Below are 19,060 nucleotides of genomic sequence, written 5' to 3'. Positions count from 1 at the left end.
ATGCTCGTCCGCCTGACCCCCCTCGCCCTCGCCGTGGCCCTCGCGGGCTGCGCGGCACCGGGCCTCTCCAAAGGCCCGGCCAACCTGGCTCCCGAGAAGTTCGCGCAACTCCCGGCCGCCAATCCCGGCGCCGCGACGATGACCGCCGCCTTCGTCGACAGCGCGCAGCTGCAGCGCGTCGTCGACGAGGTGCTGGCCAACAACCGCGACCTGCGCGCCGCCGCCGCGCGGCTCAGGCAGGCCGAGGCGCTGGCCGATGCCGCCGGCGCCCGCCGCCTGCCCTCGGCCAGCGCGGGCGCCAACGCCAGCCGCCAGCGCGCGCCCAACGACCAAGGCCAGTTCCGCAACTTCAGCAGCTACGGCGTCAACGCGACGGCCGGCTGGGAGGTCGACCTGTGGGGCCGTGCCTCGGCCACCGCCCAGGCGGCCGGTTATGACGCCCAGGGCGCCGCACTCGACCGCGACGCCGCCGCGCTCAGCCTGGCCGGCACGGCGCTCAACCTGCAGACCCAGCTCATCGGCCTGGGCCATCGCCTGCAGCTCGCCAAGGAGACGCTGGTCGTGCAGAACCAGCTGCTCGACCTGGTGAAGGCGCGCGTCGGCGCCGGCCGCGGCACGGCGCTGGACCAGGCCCGTGCGGAGGCCCTCGTCGCCCAGACCTCGGCCGGCGTGCCGGCGCTGCGCAATGCCGCCTGCCTCACGCGCCTGCAGCTCGACGTGCTGCGTGGCCAGCCGCCGGCCGACTGTGACAAGGCCGACAGCGACCCACTGCCCGCCATGCCCCAGCCGCGCCTGATCAGCCTGGGCACGCTGCCCGACCCGGCCGGACTGCTGGCTGCCCGCCCCGACGTGAAGGCCGCCGCCGCCCGCGCCCAGGCCGCTGCGTCGCGGGCCCAGGTTGCCTGGGCCGCGCGCTGGCCCACGCTGGGCCTGACCGGCCAGATCGGCTGGAGTGCCGGCAGCGCAGGCGATTTGTTCAAGAGCGGCACGCAGATCCACAGCCTCGCCGCCGCGCTGAACTGGAACTTCCTCGACTTCGGCGCCCGCAAGGCCGAGGAGAGCGCCGCCCGTGCCGGCTTCGACGGCGCCGTGGCCGCCGCCGAGCAGGCCCAGCTGACGGCGCTGCAGGACGCCCAGGGCAGCCTGTCCACGCTGCGCGAGACCGAACTGCAGGCCGCGTCGCAGGCCGCGGCGGCGGAGGCCACGCAGCGCGCCCGCGACCTGGCGCTGAAGCGCTACGAAGCCGGCGTGACCGACTTCTACGCGCTGCTCAGCGCCGAGCAGGAACGCCTGGCCGCGGCGGACGCGCTGATCCAGGTGCAGACCGCCCGCGCGGGCGCGCTGCTGGGCGTGCACAAGGCCTTCGCTGCGAAGCTGACGGCGCAGTGACCGGCGCGGGGCCAGTCGCTGGCCCCGTGGGGTGAATGGCGGCCGCCGCAGCGCCGGCCGCGGCACACTGGCGGCCATGCACCTGCTGCCGCGCCGCTGGCGCCTGCCCTATGTCGCGTTGCTGATCGCCGTCGGCCTGCTGCTCAGCGCGTCGGCGCTGCAGGCCTACCGCCTGTCCGGCGGCACGCGGCCCTGGGAGCCCTTCCTGTGGGAGTTCAGCTCCGTTGGCGTCATCGGCGTGCTGGTGCTGGGCGTGCATGCCCTGATGGGCAGGCTGCGCGGCCGGCCCTGGCCGCGCCAGCTCGCCGCCCATGCCGTCGCGCTGCCGCTGTTCAGCCTGGCCCACATCGGCGGCATGTTCGGCCTGCGCCTGCTCGTCTACGGGCTGGTCGGCGTCGCCTACCACCCCGACACGCTGCCCGTGCTGCTGGTCTACGAGGGCGGCAAGGACGCGGTCAGCTACATCAGCTTCTGCCTGATCTCGCGCGGCGTCTGGATGGCCCAGGCGGCGGCGGCGCGGGCCCAGGAGCTGGACCGTGCCCGCCGCGAGCTGGCCGAGGCACGCCTGGCGCGCCTGGCCGACCAGGTGCAGCCGCATTTCCTGTTCAACACGCTGAACCTGATTTCCTCGGTCATGTACGAGGACGTGGCGCGCGCCGACCGGCTGCTGTGTCAGCTGGCCGACCTGCTGCGCCAGACGCTGGCCGCCCAGCAGCGCGCCGAGCACACGCTGGGCGAGGAGCTGGCCCTGGTAGCGCCGTTCCTGGCGCTGATGCAGGCGCGCTTCGGGCCGGAGCGGCTGGTGGTGAGCATCGAGGCCGACACGGCCGCGCGCGCCTGCCGCCTGCCGGCGCTGCTGCTGCTGGCGCCGGTGGAGAACGCGGTCAAGCACGACGTGGCGCGGCATCGCGGGCGGGTCATGGTGAGCGTGCGGGCCGAATGCCGCGGCGAGCGGCTGCACCTCAGCGTCAGCAACCAGGGCGACACCCCGGTGCCCGAGTCGCCGCCCGATCCCGACGGCGGTTTCGGCCTGCGCAATCTGCGCGAGCGCCTGGCTGCGCGCCACGGTGAGGCGGCCCGCGTCGAATTCGGGCCCGGCGGCCAGGGCATGACGCTGAGCCTGGAGCTGCCATGCGTGTGCTGATCGTCGACGACGAGCCGGCCGCGCGCGCCAAGCTGCGGCGGCTGCTGTCGGCCGAGGTCGACGTCGCCAAGCTGCTGGAGGCACCCGATGCGCCGGCGGCGCTGACGCTTGTGCGCGGCCTGGCCGTGCCGCCCGATCTGGCCGTGCTGGACATTGAGATGCCGGGCGGCAACGGCGTGCAGCTGGCCGCTGCGCTGCGCGAGGCCGGCGTGCGGGCCATCGTGTTCTCGACGGCGCATGCCGAGCATGCGTTGCGGGCCTTCGAGCTGGCGGCGCTGGACTACCTGCTCAAGCCCTACACGGCCGAGCGGCTGGCCGCCGCGCTGGTGCGCGTGCGCGAGCTGCTGGCGCGGCCCGCAGCGCCGGTGGGCGAGTGGTGGGTGGACGGCGAGCGCCTGCGCCTGTCCGAGGTGCAATGGATCGCGGCGGCCGACAACTACATCGAGCTGCACCTGCCGCCGCGCACGCTGCTGGAGCGGGCCACGCTGGCCGACGCGCTGACCCGCCCCGGCTGGGCGGCGCGCTTCCTGCGCGTGCACCGCAGCCATGCGGTCAACCTGGCCCATGTGCGGCGCATCGAGCGCCTCTCCAGCGGGGAGGCGCTGCTGGTGCTGGACGGCGGCGCGACGCTGCGCGTGTCGCGCGGTTACCGCGCGGCGCTGGACGCGTTCGCCCCGTAGCCGCCGCCACTCGCCCCAGCCCGCTCGCCGCGCGCGGCGCCGGCCGCGAAGCTGGCGGCCATGAACACCTCCGCCGCCTCATCACGCCTGCCCTTCCTCGACGGCCTGCGCGTGGCCGCCTTCGCGCTGCTCATCCCGTACCACGTGGGCATGTACTACGTGAGCTGGGACTGGCATGTGAAGAGCCCGGCCGCCAGCAGCGCGCTGGAACCCTTCATGCAGCTCAGCTCGCCGTGGCGGCTGGGCCTGCTCTTCCTCATCGCCGGTGCGGCTGCCCAAGGCCTGTTCGCCCGGCGCGGGGCGCTGGGCACGCTGAAGGACCGCTCGCTGCGCCTGCTGCTGCCGCTGGTGTTCGGCATGGCCGTCATCGTCACGCCGCAGGCCTATTACGAGGTGCTGACCAAGGTGCCGGCGCAACTGCCCGGCGATGGCGGCTACCTGGACTTCTGGGCGGCTTATCTGCAGGGCGGCAAGTACTGCCGCGGCAACGACTGCATGGACGTGCCGACCTGGAACCATCTGTGGTTTCTGCCCTATCTGTGGCTGTACGCATCGCTGGGGGCGCTGCTGGCCCGGTTCGTGCGCCTGCGCCTGGAGGCGACCTGGGGCGCCTGGGCCTGGCTGCTGCTGCCGGCCCTGCCGCTGGCGCTGCTGCGCGTGTTCGTCAAGCCGCTGTTCCCCATCGAGCACGACCTGGTGCACGACCTCTACAACCACCTGCAGTACGGCCTGCTGTTCGCCATCGGCTGGACCAGCCGCACGCCGCTGGCGGCCGGCTTCTGGGCCGCCGCGCTGCGACTGCGCTGGGTGGCGCTGGGCGTCTCGCTCGCGGGCTGGGCGCTGCTGCTCGTCTTCAACAGCCACGACGAGGCGTGGAAGGACATCGGCGGCCTGCTGCCGGCCGCGCGCACGCTGCGCGGCGCGTTGACCTGGTGGGCCATTGTCGCCGCCTGCGGCTGGGCGCAGCGCGCGTTCACGCGGGAGTCGGCGGGGCTGCGGGCCGCCAGCCGGGCGGTGTTCTGCCTCTACATCCTGCACCAGAGCGTCATCGTGCTGCTGACGCAGGCGCTCAAGCCGCTGGCCCTGCCCTGGGGGCTGGAGGCGCTGCTGCTGATCGGGCTTACCTTCGCGGTCTGCCTGCTGGCCTACCTGGGCGCGCGCCGCGTGCCCGGCCTGGCACTGCTGCTGGGCATTCAGCGTGCGCCGCGCAGCGCGCTGCCGTCCACGCCGCGCGTGATGGGGCAGTTGACGACGATGCCGGTCACGTCGAGTTCGACCTCGCCCGAGGCCTGAGCCGCCAGCACGTCTTCCTCGGAGCGCAGCTCGCGCGGCGGCTTGCCGGCCTGCCAGCGCACCAGCACCAGCCGCCACAGGGGGCTGTAGTTCGGGTCGGGCCGCGCCGCGCCCACCGGTGCCGGGCCGGAGGCGAAGACGCTGATCTGCGTGGCGTCGGCGAACTTGTAGACGCGCTCGGTCAGCGAGGCGCTGCCGCTGCCGATCGCGCCCGCCAGGCGCGGCACATGGTTGACGCCGGCCTGCGCGGCCATGGCGGCGTCGGAGATGTCCGTCGTCACGTAGTCGACGCGGCGGCCGTCCACCCAGGCCTGCTGCCCGGGCAGCACCACCTCGCCGGGGCCGCGGGCCGCGCAACCGCCCATCAGCGCGGCGAGTGCGGCGAGCGCGGGAAGCAGGACGAGGGAGGTGGTGCGCGGGCGGGCCATCCGGAGCAGTCGCCGTTGGGGGGGGCACCGCATTACACCGCGGCTCAGTACCAGTAGACCGGATAGACCCGCTTGGTGGCGCGGTGGTAGAGCAGGGCCACGACCACCATCGTGATCGCGCCGAACAGCGTCGGGAAGAGCAGGAAGCTCCACTTCGGTGCGGCCAGGAACACGATGATGGGGTTGGAGCCCGCGGGCGGGTGCATGGCGCGGGTCAGCATCATCAGGGCCGCCGAGGCCGCCGCCGCCGTGGCGAGCGACCACCAGCTCGGGCCGAGCAGCGCCAGTGCCGCCAGGCCCACCGCCGTGCAGATGACATGGCCGCCGATGACGCTGCGCGGCTGCGAGAAATGCAGTTCCGGGAAGCTGAACACCATGACTGCCGTGGAGCCGAAGGAGCCCAGCAGCAGCAGCGTGCCCAGGTTGAAGGAGGCCATCGCCAGCACGGCGATGATGGCGAAGACGCCCGCGCAGGCGACAAGGCCGGCGCGCAGGCCGTAGCCGGGCGCGCGGCTGGGTGGGCGGCTGATGATGGGCGCAGGCTCGGCGGGCCGTGCCCCGACGCCGGGAGCAAGTTCGCTCATGAGTGTCCTTGGCAGGTCACGGAGTTCTAGCAAGGAGCGCGCCGGCCCGGTCAGGAAAAGGGAGGGCGGGCCCGTGACGCCGCCTCCGGCAAACGCCGCCGATCCTCACGGTGGCGGCGCGGAGATGGGCCCGACCCTCAGGTCGGGTGGCTGGCGGGTGTGCCTGGGATGGCGCCGAGTTCGCCCGACTCGCGCGCCTTGCGGCCGTAGAAGACCTCGAACAGCGGCGTGGCCATCATGGTGGTCACCACGGCCATCAGCACCAGCATCGAGAACAGGGCCGGGCCGATGATGCCCTTCTGCAGCCCGATGTTGATGATGATCAGCTCCATCAGGCCGCGCGAGTTCATCAGCGCGCCGATGCCCAGGGCCGTGCGGTTGTCCTCGCCGGCCAGGCGGGCGGCCAGGTAGCAGGCGCCGAACTTGGCCAGCACCGAGGCCACCAGAACGCCGGCTGCGATCAGCAGCAGCTCGACCGAATTGATCATGTCCAGCCGCGTGTTCAGGCCCGAGTAGGTGAAGAACATCGGCAGCAGCAGGATGACCGTGATCGGCTCGACCTTCTTCTTCAGCTCCGCCGCGAACAGGCCGCGCGGCATGACAGCGCCGAGGATGAAGCCGCCGAAGATGGCGTGGATGCCGACAGCGTCCATGATGAAGGCCGAGGTGCAGAAGGCGATCAGCGTGATGCCCAGCACCGTGTGGCTCATGTGGCCGTCGCGCTCCACCCTGCGGCCCAGCGGCGCTAGCAGCTTCTTGCCAAATAGCAGCACGAAGGCCGCCCACAGCACGCCGCCGCCGATGGCCAGCACGGCCACGCCGGGGCCGGCGCCGAACGCCGCCAGCACCAGGGCCAGCACGCACCACGAAGCCGCGTCGTCGAAGGCGCCAGCCGTCAGCGTCAGCGTGCCCAGCGAGGTGTGGGCCAGGCCCTGCTCGTTGATGATGCGGGCCAGCATGGGGAAGGCGGTCAGCGCGATGCAGGCGCCCATGAAGAGCGTCGCGTTGGCCGTGGAGATGCCCTCGGCGAACAGGCCCGGGATGGTCAGCAGGATGGGCGTGATGAGCAGGGCGATGAAGAACGGCGCCGCGATGCCCGACACCGACACGCCGATGGCGCTGCGCGCCTTGGTGGCGAAGTGGTCCAGCCGCAGCGTGGTGCCCACCAGGAACATGTACAGGCCCACGCCCAGCTGGGCGCCGGCATACAGCACGCTGCGCATCTCCTTCGGGAAGATGGTGCCCTGCACCTGCGGGAAGAACAGGCCCAGCAGCGACGGGCCGAGGATGACGCCCGCGATCATTTCGCCGACGACCTGGGGCTGGCCCATGAACTTGCGGCCGGCCCAGCCGACCACGCGGCAGGCCAGCATGATCAGCCCGAGCTGCAGGAAGAAGTGAACGCTGAAGTCGCCCGGCGCATAGGTCTTGGCCGCCGCGGCCGCAGGGGGGCCGTGCTTGGCGAACACGTCGCCGAGGATGGCAAGAAGGTCGAAGTCCATGGGGCTGTCGCTTTTTCGATTTGTGCTGGCTCGTCGCGCACCGCTCAGGGCGCGACAACGTTGTCTCCGCTTGACCCACATCAAGGTGATCGGCTGGCATGCACTGTGCCAGCCGGGTTTGCGCTGTCCATTGGGTCGAGCAGTCGTGAGCCTACGTACCTACATCGGATTTGCGCGCAGGAAGGTACGTAGGTACGATCCCCGGCCACGATGAAGCTCCTTTCCAGCCGCGAGTTCAACCGCGACGTCAGCCTCGCCAAGCGCGCCGCCCAGGTGGAGCCCGTACTGATCACGGACCGGGGGCAGCCCACGCATGTGCTGATGAGCATCGCCGAGTACCGCCGCCTGACCGGGGAGGGGGAGAGCATCCTGGAACTGCTGGCCATGCCCGAGGCCGTGGCCCTGGATGCTGGCGACGCGTCGGCCGACGGTGCCTGGGACCACCGCGAGAACCTCGCCTGAGCCCGGCTATGTTTCTGCTCGACACCGGCATCGTGCTTGAGTTGCGCAAGGCCAAGGCGGGCCAGTCCGACGCGGGACTTGCTGCCTGGGCCGCCGGCCTGCCGCGCCAGAAGCTCTTCATCTCGGCGCTCAACCTGCTGGAGATCGAGAACGCCGCGGCCCGCCTGGCTCGCCGCGACCGCGCGGCCGGCCTCGTCGTGCGCGACTGGATCGACAACCGCGTGATGCCTGCCTTCGAGGGCCGCGTGCTGCCGGTGGACGCCTCCATCGTGCGCCGCCGCGCCCAGCTGCCCTACGCCAACACGCGCGACGGCCTGCTCGCCGCGACGGCGCTGGTGCATGGTCTGACCTTCGTGACCCACCGCGTCTCGGCCTTCCGCGCCGGCCGCGTCAAGCTGCTCAACCCCTCCGGCTACGTCGCCCAGCCCAGCGAGGAGGACGAGGACTGGGCCCACGGCGCCCAGACCGGCCACCAGTGGCTGAAGAATCTCTACACAAGAGCATGACCCCCAAGCGACGCATCCTCATCGTCGGCGGCGGCACGGCCGGCTGGCTGACCGCCGCCTACCTGGCCAAGGCGCTGAAGCTGCCCGAGCGCCCCCATCTCGAAGTGACCGTGCTGGAGTCGCCCGACATCAGCAGCGTCGGCGTCGGCGAGGGCACCTTCCCCACCATCCGCACGACGCTGCAATACCTCGGCATCGACGAGGCGCACTTCATCCGCGAGACCTCGGCCACGCTCAAGCAGGGCATCCGCTTCGTGGACTGGGCGCGCGCGCCCGGCGCCGGCCGGCATCACCAGTTCTTCCATCCCTTCGAGGCCCCGTTCTTTGCCGGGGACCTCAACCTCGTGCCCTACTGGCTGCTGCAGGACGAGGCCACGCGGGCGCCCTTCGCCGAGGCCATGACTCTGCAGGCGCGCGTGGCCGAGGCGCAGCGCGCGCCCAAGCGGGCCGGCGAGGCGCCCTATGCCGCGCCGCTGAACTACGCCTACCACTTCGATGCCATCAAGCTCGCCCGGCTGCTCGCCGAGCGTGCCTGCCAGCTCGGCGTGCGCCACGTGCAGGGCACGGTGAATGCCGTCGCGCTGAACGCCGCGGGCGCCATCGCCCACCTCGACACCGACCGCCAGCAGCGCTTCGAGGCCGACCTCTACATCGACTGCAGCGGCTTGCGTGCCGAGCTGATCGGCCGCGCGCTGGGCAGCCCCTTCAAGTCGGCGCGCGGCCAGCTCTTCGCCGACCGCGCGCTGGCCTGCAAGGTGCCGCTGGGGGCCGACGCCGTCATGGAAAGCTGCACCATCGCCACCGCCCACGAGGCCGGCTGGCTGTGGGAGATCGGCCTGAACGGCGCCCGCGGCATTGGCTGCGTCTACTCCAGCGACCACCTCGGCGACGACCGCGCCGCCGACATCCTGCGCGGCTACTGCGGCGCGGCGAACGAGGACCTGGCGATGCGCAGCATCCCCTTCACGCCAGGCTACCGCGAGCAGCAGTGGGTGAAGAACTGCGTCGCCATCGGCCTGTCGGCCGGTTTCCTGGAGCCGCTGGAAGCGACCGGCCTGGTCCTCATCGAGGCCGCCGTCGGCATGGTGGCCGAAATGCTGCCGCACAGCGGCCCCATCCATGCCCCGGCGCGGCGCTTCAACGAGCTGATGACGGCCCGCTTCGAGAACATCATCAACTTCCTGAAGCTGCACTACTGCCTGAGCCAGCGCCCCGAGTCCTTCTGGCGCGACAACGCGGCACCGGCCAGCATCCCCGAGCGCCTCGCCGGCCTGCTGGAGGAATGGAAGCTGCGCCCGCCCGGCCGCTTCGACTTCGTGCTCGACACCGAGACCTTCGCCTTCTTCAACTACCAGTACATCCTCTACGGCATGGGCTTTGCCACCGATCTAGGTGCCGGCCGCAGCGACTTCCCGCAGGTCGAGGAAGCCAACAGGCTGTTCGCCAAGATCCAGCGCTTTGCCGACCGCGCCATGGCCGACCTGCCCAGCCACCGGGCGCTGATCCAGCAGATCAACGCGGGGCGCTGACGGGCGCCGCCGCGGGCATGCGGATCAACGCCAGTGCGGCCGCCGCACTCATGGCCAGCGCGGCCGAGAACCACAGCGCGCTCGCGCCGAAGCGCGCCAGCAGCAGGCCGAACAGCCAGGGCGACAGCGCCTGCCCCAGCCGGGCCGGCAGCATCAGCAGCCCCTGCCGATGGCCGTAGCCTGCGGTGCCGAAGAGGGCCAGCGGCAGCGTGCCCTTGGTGATCGTCAGCACACCGTTGCCAGCGCCGTGCAACACCGCGAAGGCGATGGCGGCCGGCGCGCCCAGCACCGCCAGCAGGGTCGCGCCCAGCGGGTGCATCAGCGCTGCGGCGCGCGCCGAGATCAGCGGGTGCAGCCGGCGCAGGAAGCCGAACTCCGCCAGCCGCCCGGCCACCTGGGCCGGCCCCACCAGCGCGCCGATGGCGATGACTGCGCCCGGCGCCACGCCCACTGCGCCCAACAGCCGTGGCAGATGCGCCGCCATGGCCGTGCTGACGAACAGGGTCACGGCGAACACCCAGGCCAGCAGTGCAGCCGTGCGCAGCGGCGGCTGCGTCGGCGCAGCCGCCGGCTCCGTTACCGGTGCGCCTGCCGCGGGGGCCGGGGCGGATGCCAGCTTCGGCAGCCAGGCATTCAGCGGCAGGCCCGCCAGCAGGTGCAGCGCCGCCCAGGCCCAGCAGGCGCCGCGCCAGCCCCAGGCGTGTTCGAGCGCGGCGGTCAGCGGCCAGCCCACCGTGCTGGCAAAGCCGGCGATCAGCGTGATGCCCGTGATGGCGCTGCGCGCGTCCTGCCCGTACAGCCTCACCAGCGACGCGAACGCGGCCTCGTAGAGGCCGCTGCCCATGGCCGCGCCGAGCACCAGCCAGGCCGCGAACAGGCCCGCCGGCCCGCCGGCCAGCGCCAGCATCGCCAGGCCCAGCGCGAACAGCAGGCTCGTGGCCATCAGCACCGGGCGGCCGCCCCAGCGGTCGATGCGCCGGCCCGAATGCGGCCCGACGAAGGCTGACACGACCAGCGCCGCGGAGAACGCGGCGAACACCGTGGGCTCCGTCACGCCCAGCTCGGCCGCCATGGGCCGGGCCAGCAGCGCGGGCAGGTAGTAGGACGAGGCCCAGGCCAGCGTCTGGGCGCTGCCCAGTGTGGCGACGACGCGCAGCCGGGCGTTCGCCATCGTCAGCCGCAGCAGCGCGAGGACTGTGCCGCGGGCTGGGGCGCGCAGCCGCGCTGGGGCAGGGCCACGGCGACGGGGGCCGGTGCCGGCCCGCAGCAGCTGCTGTCCGCGCCGTCGTCGCTGCGGTCGGTCGAGCACACGCCCGTCTCCGGCAGCGCCAGCTCGACGCGGTCGGCCGCGGCCAGGTCGCCCGCAAGGGCCGCGACGACCGAGCGCGCCTGCTCGAAGCCCGTGGCCATCAGGAAGGTCGGTGCGCGGCCATAGCTCTTCACGCCCACGGTGTAGAAGCCCGGCTCGGGGTGGGCCAGCTCGCGGTGGCCGTGCGGGCGCACGGTGCCGCAGCTGTGCAGGTTGGGGTCGATCAGCGGGCCCAGGGCCTCGGTCGACTCAAGCCAGGGGTCCAGCTTCATGCGCAGCTCGCTGGCCAGGCTCAGGTCGGGCCGCTGGCCGGTCGCACAGATGATCTCGTCGATGGCCTCGACGACGACCGGCTGCTGCTTCGCATCGAGGCCGCTGACCCGTAGCTGCTCGCCCACGCGCTCGATGCGCGCAATCCGCAGGCCGCCGAAGAATGCCAGCGCGCCGCCGTCGCGCAGCCGGCGCAGCGAGGCGCCCAGCGCGCCGCGGGCCGGCAGGGCATCGGCGCTGCCGCCACCGAACACGCGCTGCAGCGCCGGCGAGCGCACAGCCCAGGCCAGCTGCGTGCCGGGCGACTGCTTGGCCAGTTCGGCCAGTGCGAGCAAGGCATTCGCCGCCGAGTGGCCGGCGCCGACCACCAGCGTGCGCCGGCCCTCGTAGCGGCTGCGCAGCGCGCCGGTCACGTCGGGGATGCCGTAGAAGATGCGGTCCGCCGTTTCGGCCTCGCCAAGGGCCGGCAAGCCGTTGGCGCCCACCGGGTTGGGCTGGTTCCAGGTGCCCGTGGCGTCGATGACGGCGCGCGCGCGCAGCTCGTGCAGCGCGCCGCCCTGCGCGTAGCGAACGACGAAGGCTGCCTCGTCGCGGCCGGCGCTCTTGACCTTGTCGAAGCCCTCGCGGCTGACGGCGGTCACGCGGGCGCCCAGCTGCAGCGCGGCCGCCACCTGGGGCAGGGCCGCGAAGGGCAGCAGCACGCGGTCGACCACCTCGCCGGCGCGCGGCAGCTCGGCCGCGGGCGGCGGCGCCCAGCCCGTGGGCGCGAGCAGCCGCGCCATCGCCGGGTCCACGTTGAACTGCCAGGGCGAGAACAGCTGCACATGGCCGTAGTCGCGCAGATTGGCGCCGACCGAGGCGCCGGCCTCCAGCACGACGAAGGGCAGGCCGCGCTCGATGAGCTGGGCCGCCGCGGCCAGGCCCACGGGCCCGGCGCCCAGTACCGCCACGGGCAGGCCCGCATCGGCCACGATGGGCTCGCGCAGCGGCAAGACCATCAGCGCGGCGCTGGCCGGGCAGGCGCCCTGGAACTCGGCCGAGGCCTTCAGCGCGGGCGGCACGTCCTCGATCTTCAGCCGCTTGAAGCCGTACTGCGCGAAGTACTCGGGCGCGCTGACGGTCAGCAGGTAGAGCGTGGCGATGTCGCGCGAGCGGGCCTCCAGCAGCAGGCGCTCGACGAGCTGCCGGCCGATGCCCTGCCGGTGCAAGCCTGGCGCGACCGCGACCGAGCGCAGCAGCGCGACGCTGCCGTAGACCTCGGCGCCGGCGCAGCCGACGACCTCGCCCTGGCTGACGGCGAGCAGATAGGTGCTCAGGTGGGCCTCGGCGCCCTCGGTGGGCAGCTTGTTGGCGAGCAGCAGGGCCTGGACGGCGGGCCAGTCGGCGGGGCCGGCCTGGCGCAGCGAGATGGATGGGTTCAGCAGCATGGTTTGGAATCCCGGGTGGGCTCCCTGACGGCCGTGGGCGGCAGGCAGCAGTTGGCTGCCGGGTCGTCGCGCAAGGCCTTCAGGAGCGTCAGCAAAGAGGTCTCGACCGCGGCGCGCTCGCGCTCGCTCAAGGACACCAGCAGTTGCTGGGCATGGTCGTCGAGGGTCTGGTTCAGCTCACGGACGGTGTGCTCGCCGTCGGCGGTGAGCGTGACGAGCCAGCTCCTTGCGTCGCTCGGGTTCGGCGCCTTGCTCACCCAGCCACGGGCTGCCATGGCCTCCACGGCGCGCGACACCCAGCTCTTCTCCAGGCTGACCCGCGTGCCCAGCTCCGACAGCGGCAGCGGCCCGGACCGGCCCAGCTCGGTCAGCAGATGGCATTGCGTGCTGGTGGTGCTGCAGCAGTCGGCCACCACGCGCTGGGCGCGGGTGTAGAGGCGGGCGACTTCGCGCAGCAGGGGGCCGGCGGTGGACTGGGGCATGGGCGTGGCGGTGGCAACGGGCGAGGTGCATCTTGGAAGTCGTTCCATTGGTTGTCAATAGCAACTACATGGATTCAAAGAACGGGGCCGAGGCCCCGTGGGTTCATGCCGCCCTCAGGTCGTGCGCGGGGTGGTGGTCGGCTCGGCCAGCAGCCGGTTCACCGCGACGGCCAGCGCAGCACCGGCCAGCTCGGCGACGGCGAAGCCCGCCGCGCTGGCGGGCGCGATGCCCGCGAAGCTGTCGCTGAAGAGGCGGCCGAACACCGCCGCCGGGTTCGCGAAGGACGTGGACGCCGTGAACCAGTAGGCCGCGCCGATGTAGGCGGCCACCATGGCGGGCGCGCGGCCGGCCGGTGCGCGCAGGATGACCAGCAGCAGGCCGAAGGTGGCCACGGCTTCGGCGATCCACTGCCCCGTGCCGCCGCGCAGCTTGGTAGAGAACTGCAGGATGCTCATGTCGAACATCGCGTGTGCCAGCCAGGCGCCCAGCATCGCGCCGAGCAGCTGCACGGCGACGTAGGGCAGCAGCGCCGCCACTGCCAACTCGCCGCGCCAGGCCATGACGGCGCTGACGGCAGGATTGAAGTGCGCGCCGCTGACGGGGCCGAACACCTCGATCAGCACGTACAGCCCGCCGACGGTGGCCAGCGTGTTGGCCAGCAGCGCGAGGGCGACGCTGCCGCCGGACAGGTGCTCGGCCATCACGCCGGACCCGATGACGACGGCCAGCAGCAGGGCCGTGCCCAAGCCCTCGGCGAGCAGCTGGCGATGCAGGCCCACGCGCTCAGTCATGGGCGATCTCGGCCAGCGCCTGCTGCAGCTTGGCGCGGTTCATCGTGTTCAGCGGCAGCTGCAGCAGCTGCAGCATGCGGTAGCCGATGGCCTGGCGCGTCAGCTCGAAGGCGCGGCGCTTGCCCTCGTCGCCGCCCTCGGCATTGGACGGGTCGGGGTAGCCCCAGTGCACCTTGACCGGCTGGCCGCTCCCGCCGAAGAAGACCGGGCACTGTTCGGCCGCGGCGCTGTCGCAGACGGTGATGACGATGGACAGCGGCGGCGAGCCGGGCGCCGTGAACTCGTCCCAGCTCTTGCTGCGATAGCCGGCCGTGTCCACGCCTGCGTTCTGCAGCGCTTCAACGGCGAAGGGGTTGACGCGGCCGCTGGGCGCGCTGCCGGCGCTGTGGGCCAGCAGATCCTTGCCGAGCTTCCTCGCCCAGTGGTTGAGCATGCCCTCGCCGAGCACGCTGCGCGCGGAGTTGTGGGTGCAGAGGATGAGGACGTGTGTGGTCATTGCGGGACTCAGCGGGTGCCGATCTGGTGGATTTCGTGCTGGATGGCGAGAGGCTCCAGCTTGGGGAGGGGCAGGGCGAGCAGCAGTTCGATGCGCCGCTTCAGCGTGATGGCGGCGTCGAGGAAGGCTTGCCGCCTGACGTCGTCGCTGCCTTGCACGGCGGCCGGGTCGGGCACGCCCCAGTGGGCGGTCATGGGCTGGCCGGGCCAGACCGGGCAGACTTCGCCCGCGGCCGAGTCGCAGACCGTGAACACGAAGTCCATGATGGGCGTGCCGGGCGTGGCGAACTCGTCCCAGCTCTTGCTGCGAAAGCCCTCGGTGGGCACGTGCAGCGCGGCCAGCGTCTGCAGCGCCATCGGGTTGACGGCGCCGGCGGGCTGGCTGCCGGCCGAGTAGGCCCTGAAGCGCCGGTCGCCCAGGCTGTTCATCAGGCCTTCGGCCATGATGGAGCGGGCCGAGTTGCCGGTGCAGACGAAGAGGACGTTGAAGGTGTTGTCGAGCATGTCAGGACAGGGTTAGCAGCCGCAGGGGGCGGCGCTGCTCTCTACGGTGCAGGGGGCACCCTGGCAGCAGTTCTCGGTCAGATAGCCCAGCAGCGCGTTCATGCTGTCGTAGCGGGCGCGGTAGATCAGGTTGCGGCTGGCGCGCTCCTGCGTCACCAGGCCGGCATTGACGAGTTCCTTCAGATGGAAGGACAGCGTGGCGGCGGCCACGCCAAGACCCTCCTGCATGGCGCCGGGCGTCAGCCCGGCGTCACCCACCACGACGAGGGCGCGGAATACCTGCAGCCGCAGCGGCTGGGCGAGCGCGGCCAGGGCCTTGACGACGGTTTGTTCATCCATATTTCCATTATTGTCGAACAGTAGGGGCGATGCAAGCGGCCTCGCTGGCGGCCGCTGTCAGCCCAGGCCCACAGGACCAGCGGCCGCCGGCTGACAGACGATCGCCCGCTGCCCGTCTAGCGTCGGGGCATGACGATCGAACGGAGCTCTCGATGACCTGGCATGACATCCTCGCCCGCGCCGAGGCCGCCTGGCCCGGGCTGGGCTGGATGGACGTGCTGCCCGCCGTGCTGGCCGGCGTGCTGAGCATCGTCCTCCTGAAGGCCGGCCTGCGCCTCGGGGTGCAGCGGCTGCGCACGCTGTCGGCGCGCACCCGTACCTCGCTGGACGACAACCTCGTCAGCGTGCTGGAACGCACCCATGGCGCCGTGATCTGGGCCGTGGGCCTGCTGTTGGGCCTCACGCTGCTGCCGCTGGACGACCGCTGGCAGGCCCGCGTGGGCCAGCTGTGGTTCGCCGTCGTGGCCCTGCAGCTGGGCCTGTGGGCGCAGCAGGCCGTGGCCCGGCTGCTGGCGGCCCACCAGCAGCGCCAGGGCGGCGGCGCGCTGTCGGCCTCGGCCACGCTGCTGGGCTGGGGGCTGCGCGGCGCGCTGTGGGTGGTGGTGATGCTGGCGGTGCTGTCCAACCTGGGCGTCAACATCACGGCCTTCGTCGCCTCCCTGGGCATCGGCGGCATCGCGCTGGCGCTGGCGGTGCAGAACATCCTCGGCGACCTGTTCGCGTCGCTGGCCATTGCGGTGGACAAGCCCTTCGAGGTGGGTGACTCCATCACCGTGGGCGACGTGACCGGCACGGTCGAGCGCGTGGGCCTGAAGACGACGCGCATCCGCAGCCTGGGCGGCGAGCAGATCGTCATGTCCAACGCCGAGCTGCTCAAGCGCACGGTGGCCAACTTCAAGCGCCTGCAGACGCGGCGCGTGCTGTTCACCTTCGGCATCACCTATGACGCCTCGCCCGACGAGGTGGCCGCCGTGCCGCCGCTGGTCAAGGCGCTGATCGCCGCCGACCCGCTGCTCGAACTCGTGCGCGCGCACTTCAAGGGCTTCGGCGAGAGCGCGCTGAACTTCGAGGTCGTCTACCGCGTGAAGGACCCGAGCTACGACGTCTACATGGACCGCCAGCAGGCCCTGAACCTGGCGTTGATGCGCGCGCTTCAACAGCGCGGCATCCGTTTCGCGTTCGTGACCAACATGGTCAACGTCGTGGGCCTGCAGCCGCCCCGGGGCGCCGTGCCCGACGCGCCCGACGTCGTCCCCGCGGCGGCCGGTTGAGTCGCATGCTGCACAGCGTCGCCGCCGGGCCCGAACTGCTGACCGCGGCCGTCGCCGCGCTGGTGCTGGTTGCCATCGCGGGCGCGCTCTACAGCCACCGTTTCGGGCTGTCGCACCTGCTCGTCTTCATGGGCGTGGGCATGCTGACCGGCGTCGACGGCCCGCTGGGCCTGCCCTTCGACGACCACCGGCTGGCCGTCAACGTCGGCAACCTCGCCCTGGCCCTCATCCTGTTCGACGGCGGCCTGCGCACGCGCTGGGACGAGGTGCGCCGCGGCATGCTGCCGGCCGGGCTGCTGGCCACGCTGGGCGTGGCGGCCACGGCCGCCGTCGTCGCCGGCCTTGGGCGCATGGTGCTGGGCGTGTCCTGGCCCGAGGGGCTGCTGCTCGGCGCGGCGGTGTCGTCCACCGACGCGGCGGCCGTGTTCGCGCAGTTTCGCGCCAGCAGGCTCAGGCTCGCGCCGCGCCTGGCGGCCACCATCGAGGTTGAGTCGGCCCTCAACGACCCCATGGCCATGGTGCTGACGCTGGGGCTGATTGCCTGGCTGACGCCGCTGGGCCAGGCGGGCGATGCGCATGTGGCCGGCCTGGCCGACCTGGCGCCGCTGCTGGGCGAGCAGCTCGGCCTGGGGCTGCTGATGGGCACGGCAGGCGGCCTGCTGGCGGCCTGGTGGGTGCGCCACCTGCCCATCGGTGATGACCATGACGGCCTCAGCGCGCTGTTGATGGCGGCCCTGGGCCTGCTGCTTTTCGCCGTCACCAACCGCAGCGGCGGCTCGGGCTTCCTGGCCGTCTACCTTGCTGGCCTGCTGGTGCGCCATCGCGCCGGGCGCGTGGCCGCGCTGAGCCTGCCGGGGCTGAACGGCTACACCTGGCTGGCGCAGGCGGTGCTGTTCCTGCTGCTGGGCCTGCTCGTCACGCCGCATGAGGTCTGGCGCCTCATCGGGCCAGCGCTGCTGGTGGCGGCGGGGCTGATGTTCGTCGCGCGGCCGGCGGCGGTCTTGCTGTGCCTGGGCCCGCTGGGCTTCGGCTGGCGCGCGCAGTGCTTCGTGGCCTGGTCGGGCCTGCGCGGCGCGGTGCCCATCGTGCTGGCCACCTACCCGGTGCTGGCCGGCCTGCCCGATGGCTGGCGCTTCTTCGACGTCTCCTTCGTCGTCGTGCTGCTGTCCCTGCTCGTCCAGGGGCCCACGCTGGCGCCGCTGGCGCGCTGGCTGGGCTTGAACTCAGCCGCAGCCGACTGAATCCGCCTGCGTGACGATGCTGCCTGGCGGCACGCTGCGCGTCAGCCACACGTTGCCGCCGATGACCGAGCCGCGGCCGATGGTGACGCGGCCCAGCACCGTGGCGCCGGCGTAGATGACCACCTCGTCCTCTACCACCGGGTGGCGGGGCTGGCCCTTCACGGCCAGGCCGTCGCCGTCGGTGGGGATGCTCTTGGCGCCCAGCGTGACGTTCTGGTAAATGCGCACGCCTCGCCCCAGGATGGCCGTCTCGCCGATGACGACGCCGGTGCCGTGGTCGATGAAGCAGCCGCTGCCGACGGTGGCGCCGGGGTGGATGTCGATGCCGGTGTCGGCGTGGGCCAGCTCGGCCACCACGCGCGCCAGCAGCGGCAGGCCCAGGCCGTAGAGCTCGTGGGCGATGCGGTGGCTGATGAGGGCGCGCAGCCCCGGGTAGCACAGCAGCACCTCGTCCACGCTGCGCGCGGCGGGGTCGCCCTGGTAGGCGGCGAGCACGTCGCTGTCCAGCAGCTGGCGCAGCCGGGGCAGGGTGATCAGGAAGCGGCGGGCTAGCTCGGTGGCGTCCGCCGTGGGGGCGTTCATGCTCGTTTCCAGGCCGCGCTGGCGGGCGTCGTGGCGCAGCTCCAGCGCTGCTTGCTGGCGCAGCGTCGTCATCGCCGCACCGAGGGTGTGGCCGACGTAGAAATCCTCGTTCTCGGGCTGCAGCGTGGGCGGGCCCAGGCGCATCGGGAAGAGCGCGCCGGACAGGCACTGCACCATGCCTGCCAGCAGCTCGCGCGAGGGCAGCTCGCGGCCGTCGCCGCCGCGGCGGTGGGCCTCTCGCCACCGCTGGCGCACGCCGCGCAGGGCCTCGACGACGGCGCTCAGTTCATCGCCGGGGGCGGGCGGGATCGGCGTTGGGGCAGGTGCTGGGCTCATGGCGGTCGAGTATAGGAATCCAGCGTCGCCAGGCGGCCTGGCCGCCGAGTGCCAGCGCCGCCGTCACGGCCAGCATGGCGGCCATGTGCACGACCACGGCGGCCAGCGCCAGCGCGAGCGAGCCAGTGGCCGTGATCTCGCGCGCCGGCGAGGCGCTGAGGCACAGCGGCACCAGCGCCGGCACCAGCATCAGGCCGCTGCCGTGCAGGCTGGCCACCAGGCCCGACCACAGCGCAAGCCCCGCCCGGGCACGCCGCCGCAGCAGCGCGAGGGCCAGCAGCCCGCCGCACAGCCAGGGCGCCGCCGACATCGACCCGCCCAGCGCCACCAGCACCGCCACGCCGCCCACGGCCGCCGCATGGCCCAGCGCGATCGGCAGCAGCGCCCGCCGCGCATCGCGCGAGCAAGCGGCCAGGCCCCAGCCTGTGGCCGGGTTGAGGCCATGCAGCGCGCCGGCCGCTGCGACGGCCAGCCAGGGCCAGATGCCGCTCACGA

21 protein-coding genes are annotated in these 19,060 nt (G+C 72.6%); 9 read left to right on the top strand and 12 right to left on the bottom strand.

Annotation, left to right across the window (positions count from 1 at the left end):
• The 4 genes from AC07VX_RS23460 (at position 1) to AC07VX_RS23445 (ending at position 4,506) form a co-directional block, all read left to right on the top strand.
• Positions 1-1,389: a TolC family protein gene (locus AC07VX_RS23460; protein ID WP_493166961.1), complete on the top strand. Its 1,389-nt coding sequence runs from the start codon at positions 1-3 to the stop codon at positions 1,387-1,389.
• A 76-nt stretch (positions 1,390-1,465) separates the two neighbouring features.
• A complete protein-coding gene (locus tag AC07VX_RS23455; protein ID WP_493166962.1) occupies positions 1,466-2,533 on the top strand; it encodes a sensor histidine kinase in 1,068 nt (355 codons plus the stop codon).
• Positions 2,521-3,213: a LytR/AlgR family response regulator transcription factor gene (locus tag AC07VX_RS23450; protein WP_493166963.1), complete on the top strand. Its 693-nt coding sequence runs from the start codon at positions 2,521-2,523 to the stop codon at positions 3,211-3,213. Before AC07VX_RS23455 ends, AC07VX_RS23450 begins: the two co-directional genes overlap by 13 nt.
• Positions 3,214-3,273: 60 nt before the next feature.
• The gene (locus tag AC07VX_RS23445; protein ID WP_493166964.1) at positions 3,274-4,506 is read left to right on the top strand and encodes an acyltransferase family protein; all 1,233 of its coding nucleotides are present in this window, start codon (positions 3,274-3,276) and stop codon (positions 4,504-4,506) included.
• Here AC07VX_RS23445 and AC07VX_RS23440 read toward each other — a convergent pair.
• From AC07VX_RS23440 to AC07VX_RS23430, 3 genes are all read right to left on the bottom strand, one after another.
• Entirely contained in the window at positions 4,407-4,934 is a 528-nt protein-coding gene (locus AC07VX_RS23440) for a DUF7482 domain-containing protein (protein ID WP_493166965.1), read from the bottom strand. The two genes, AC07VX_RS23445 and AC07VX_RS23440, sit on opposite strands and share 100 nt — an antisense overlap.
• Positions 4,935-4,978: 44 nt before the next feature.
• On the bottom strand, positions 4,979-5,518 hold the full coding sequence (locus AC07VX_RS23435) for an HPP family protein (protein WP_493166966.1): 540 nt from the start codon (positions 5,516-5,518) through the stop codon (positions 4,979-4,981).
• Positions 5,519-5,655: 137 nt separating this feature from the next.
• Positions 5,656-7,020 (bottom strand): cation:proton antiporter, encoded by a 1,365-nt coding sequence (locus tag AC07VX_RS23430; RefSeq protein WP_493166967.1) that lies wholly within the window; start codon positions 7,018-7,020, stop codon positions 5,656-5,658.
• 210 nt (positions 7,021-7,230) lie between these two features.
• On the opposite strand from AC07VX_RS23430, the gene AC07VX_RS23425 reads away from it, so the two are divergent.
• From AC07VX_RS23425 to AC07VX_RS23415, 3 genes are read left to right on the top strand one after another with little or no spacing between them, the layout of a single operon-like run.
• Positions 7,231-7,482 carry a type II toxin-antitoxin system Phd/YefM family antitoxin gene (locus AC07VX_RS23425; protein WP_493166968.1) on the top strand — a complete coding sequence of 84 codons (252 nt, stop codon included), beginning with the start codon at positions 7,231-7,233 and terminating at the stop codon, positions 7,480-7,482.
• An 8-nt stretch (positions 7,483-7,490) separates the two neighbouring features.
• Positions 7,491-7,988 (top strand): PIN domain-containing protein, encoded by a 498-nt coding sequence (locus AC07VX_RS23420; protein ID WP_493166969.1) that lies wholly within the window; start codon positions 7,491-7,493, stop codon positions 7,986-7,988.
• Entirely contained in the window at positions 7,985-9,517 is a 1,533-nt protein-coding gene (locus tag AC07VX_RS23415) for a tryptophan halogenase family protein (RefSeq protein WP_493166970.1), read from the top strand. Before AC07VX_RS23420 ends, AC07VX_RS23415 begins: the two co-directional genes overlap by 4 nt.
• On the opposite strand, the gene AC07VX_RS23410 is transcribed toward AC07VX_RS23415, so the two are convergent.
• The 7 genes from AC07VX_RS23410 to AC07VX_RS23380 all read right to left on the bottom strand — a co-directional run bounded on the left by AC07VX_RS23410 (position 9,501) and on the right by AC07VX_RS23380 (position 15,135).
• A complete protein-coding gene (locus AC07VX_RS23410) occupies positions 9,501-10,688 on the bottom strand; it encodes an MFS transporter (protein ID WP_493166971.1) in 1,188 nt (395 codons plus the stop codon). The genes AC07VX_RS23415 and AC07VX_RS23410 overlap by 17 nt on opposite strands.
• 2 nt (positions 10,689-10,690) lie before the next feature.
• The gene (gene arsN2, locus AC07VX_RS23405; protein WP_493166972.1) at positions 10,691-12,523 is read right to left on the bottom strand and encodes an arsenic resistance N-acetyltransferase ArsN2; all 1,833 of its coding nucleotides are present in this window, start codon (positions 12,521-12,523) and stop codon (positions 10,691-10,693) included.
• A complete protein-coding gene (locus AC07VX_RS23400; protein WP_493166973.1) occupies positions 12,514-13,005 on the bottom strand; it encodes a MarR family winged helix-turn-helix transcriptional regulator in 492 nt (163 codons plus the stop codon). Before AC07VX_RS23400 ends, arsN2 begins: the two co-directional genes overlap by 10 nt.
• Positions 13,006-13,119: 114 nt before the next feature.
• On the bottom strand, positions 13,120-13,797 hold the full coding sequence (locus tag AC07VX_RS23395; protein WP_493166974.1) for an aquaporin: 678 nt from the start codon (positions 13,795-13,797) through the stop codon (positions 13,120-13,122).
• A complete protein-coding gene (locus tag AC07VX_RS23390) occupies positions 13,790-14,293 on the bottom strand; it encodes an arsenate reductase ArsC (protein ID WP_493166975.1) in 504 nt (167 codons plus the stop codon). The genes AC07VX_RS23395 and AC07VX_RS23390 overlap by 8 nt, the downstream gene beginning before the upstream one ends.
• An 8-nt stretch (positions 14,294-14,301) precedes the next feature.
• Positions 14,302-14,796, bottom strand: coding sequence for an arsenate reductase ArsC (locus tag AC07VX_RS23385; protein WP_493166976.1), 495 nt, complete (start codon positions 14,794-14,796; stop codon positions 14,302-14,304).
• Between the two features lie 12 nt (positions 14,797-14,808).
• Complete coding sequence (locus AC07VX_RS23380) at positions 14,809-15,135, bottom strand: ArsR/SmtB family transcription factor (protein ID WP_493166977.1); 327 nt, start codon at positions 15,133-15,135, stop codon at positions 14,809-14,811.
• 152 nt (positions 15,136-15,287) lie between these two features.
• On the opposite strand from AC07VX_RS23380, the gene AC07VX_RS23375 reads away from it, so the two are divergent.
• The gene (locus AC07VX_RS23375; RefSeq protein WP_493166978.1) at positions 15,288-16,406 is read left to right on the top strand and encodes a mechanosensitive ion channel family protein; all 1,119 of its coding nucleotides are present in this window, start codon (positions 15,288-15,290) and stop codon (positions 16,404-16,406) included.
• Positions 16,407-16,411: 5 nt separating this feature from the next.
• Positions 16,412-17,647 (top strand): potassium/proton antiporter, encoded by a 1,236-nt coding sequence (locus AC07VX_RS23370; protein ID WP_493166979.1) that lies wholly within the window; start codon positions 16,412-16,414, stop codon positions 17,645-17,647.
• On the opposite strand, the gene epsC is transcribed toward AC07VX_RS23370, so the two are convergent.
• Together epsC and AC07VX_RS23360 are read right to left on the bottom strand one after the other, a co-directional pair.
• A complete protein-coding gene (epsC, locus tag AC07VX_RS23365; RefSeq protein WP_493166980.1) occupies positions 17,630-18,565 on the bottom strand; it encodes a serine O-acetyltransferase EpsC in 936 nt (311 codons plus the stop codon). The genes AC07VX_RS23370 and epsC overlap by 18 nt on opposite strands.
• Positions 18,516-19,058: a hypothetical protein gene (locus tag AC07VX_RS23360; protein WP_493166981.1), complete on the bottom strand. Its 543-nt coding sequence runs from the start codon at positions 19,056-19,058 to the stop codon at positions 18,516-18,518. Before AC07VX_RS23360 ends, epsC begins: the two co-directional genes overlap by 50 nt.
• Positions 19,059-19,060 lie beyond the last annotated feature (2 nt).

The organism is Roseateles sp. GW821-FHT03B02 (assembly GCF_059421025.1).
Note: the sequence above shows the minus strand (reverse complement) of the source record. Positions and strands in the feature narration are given on the sequence as shown.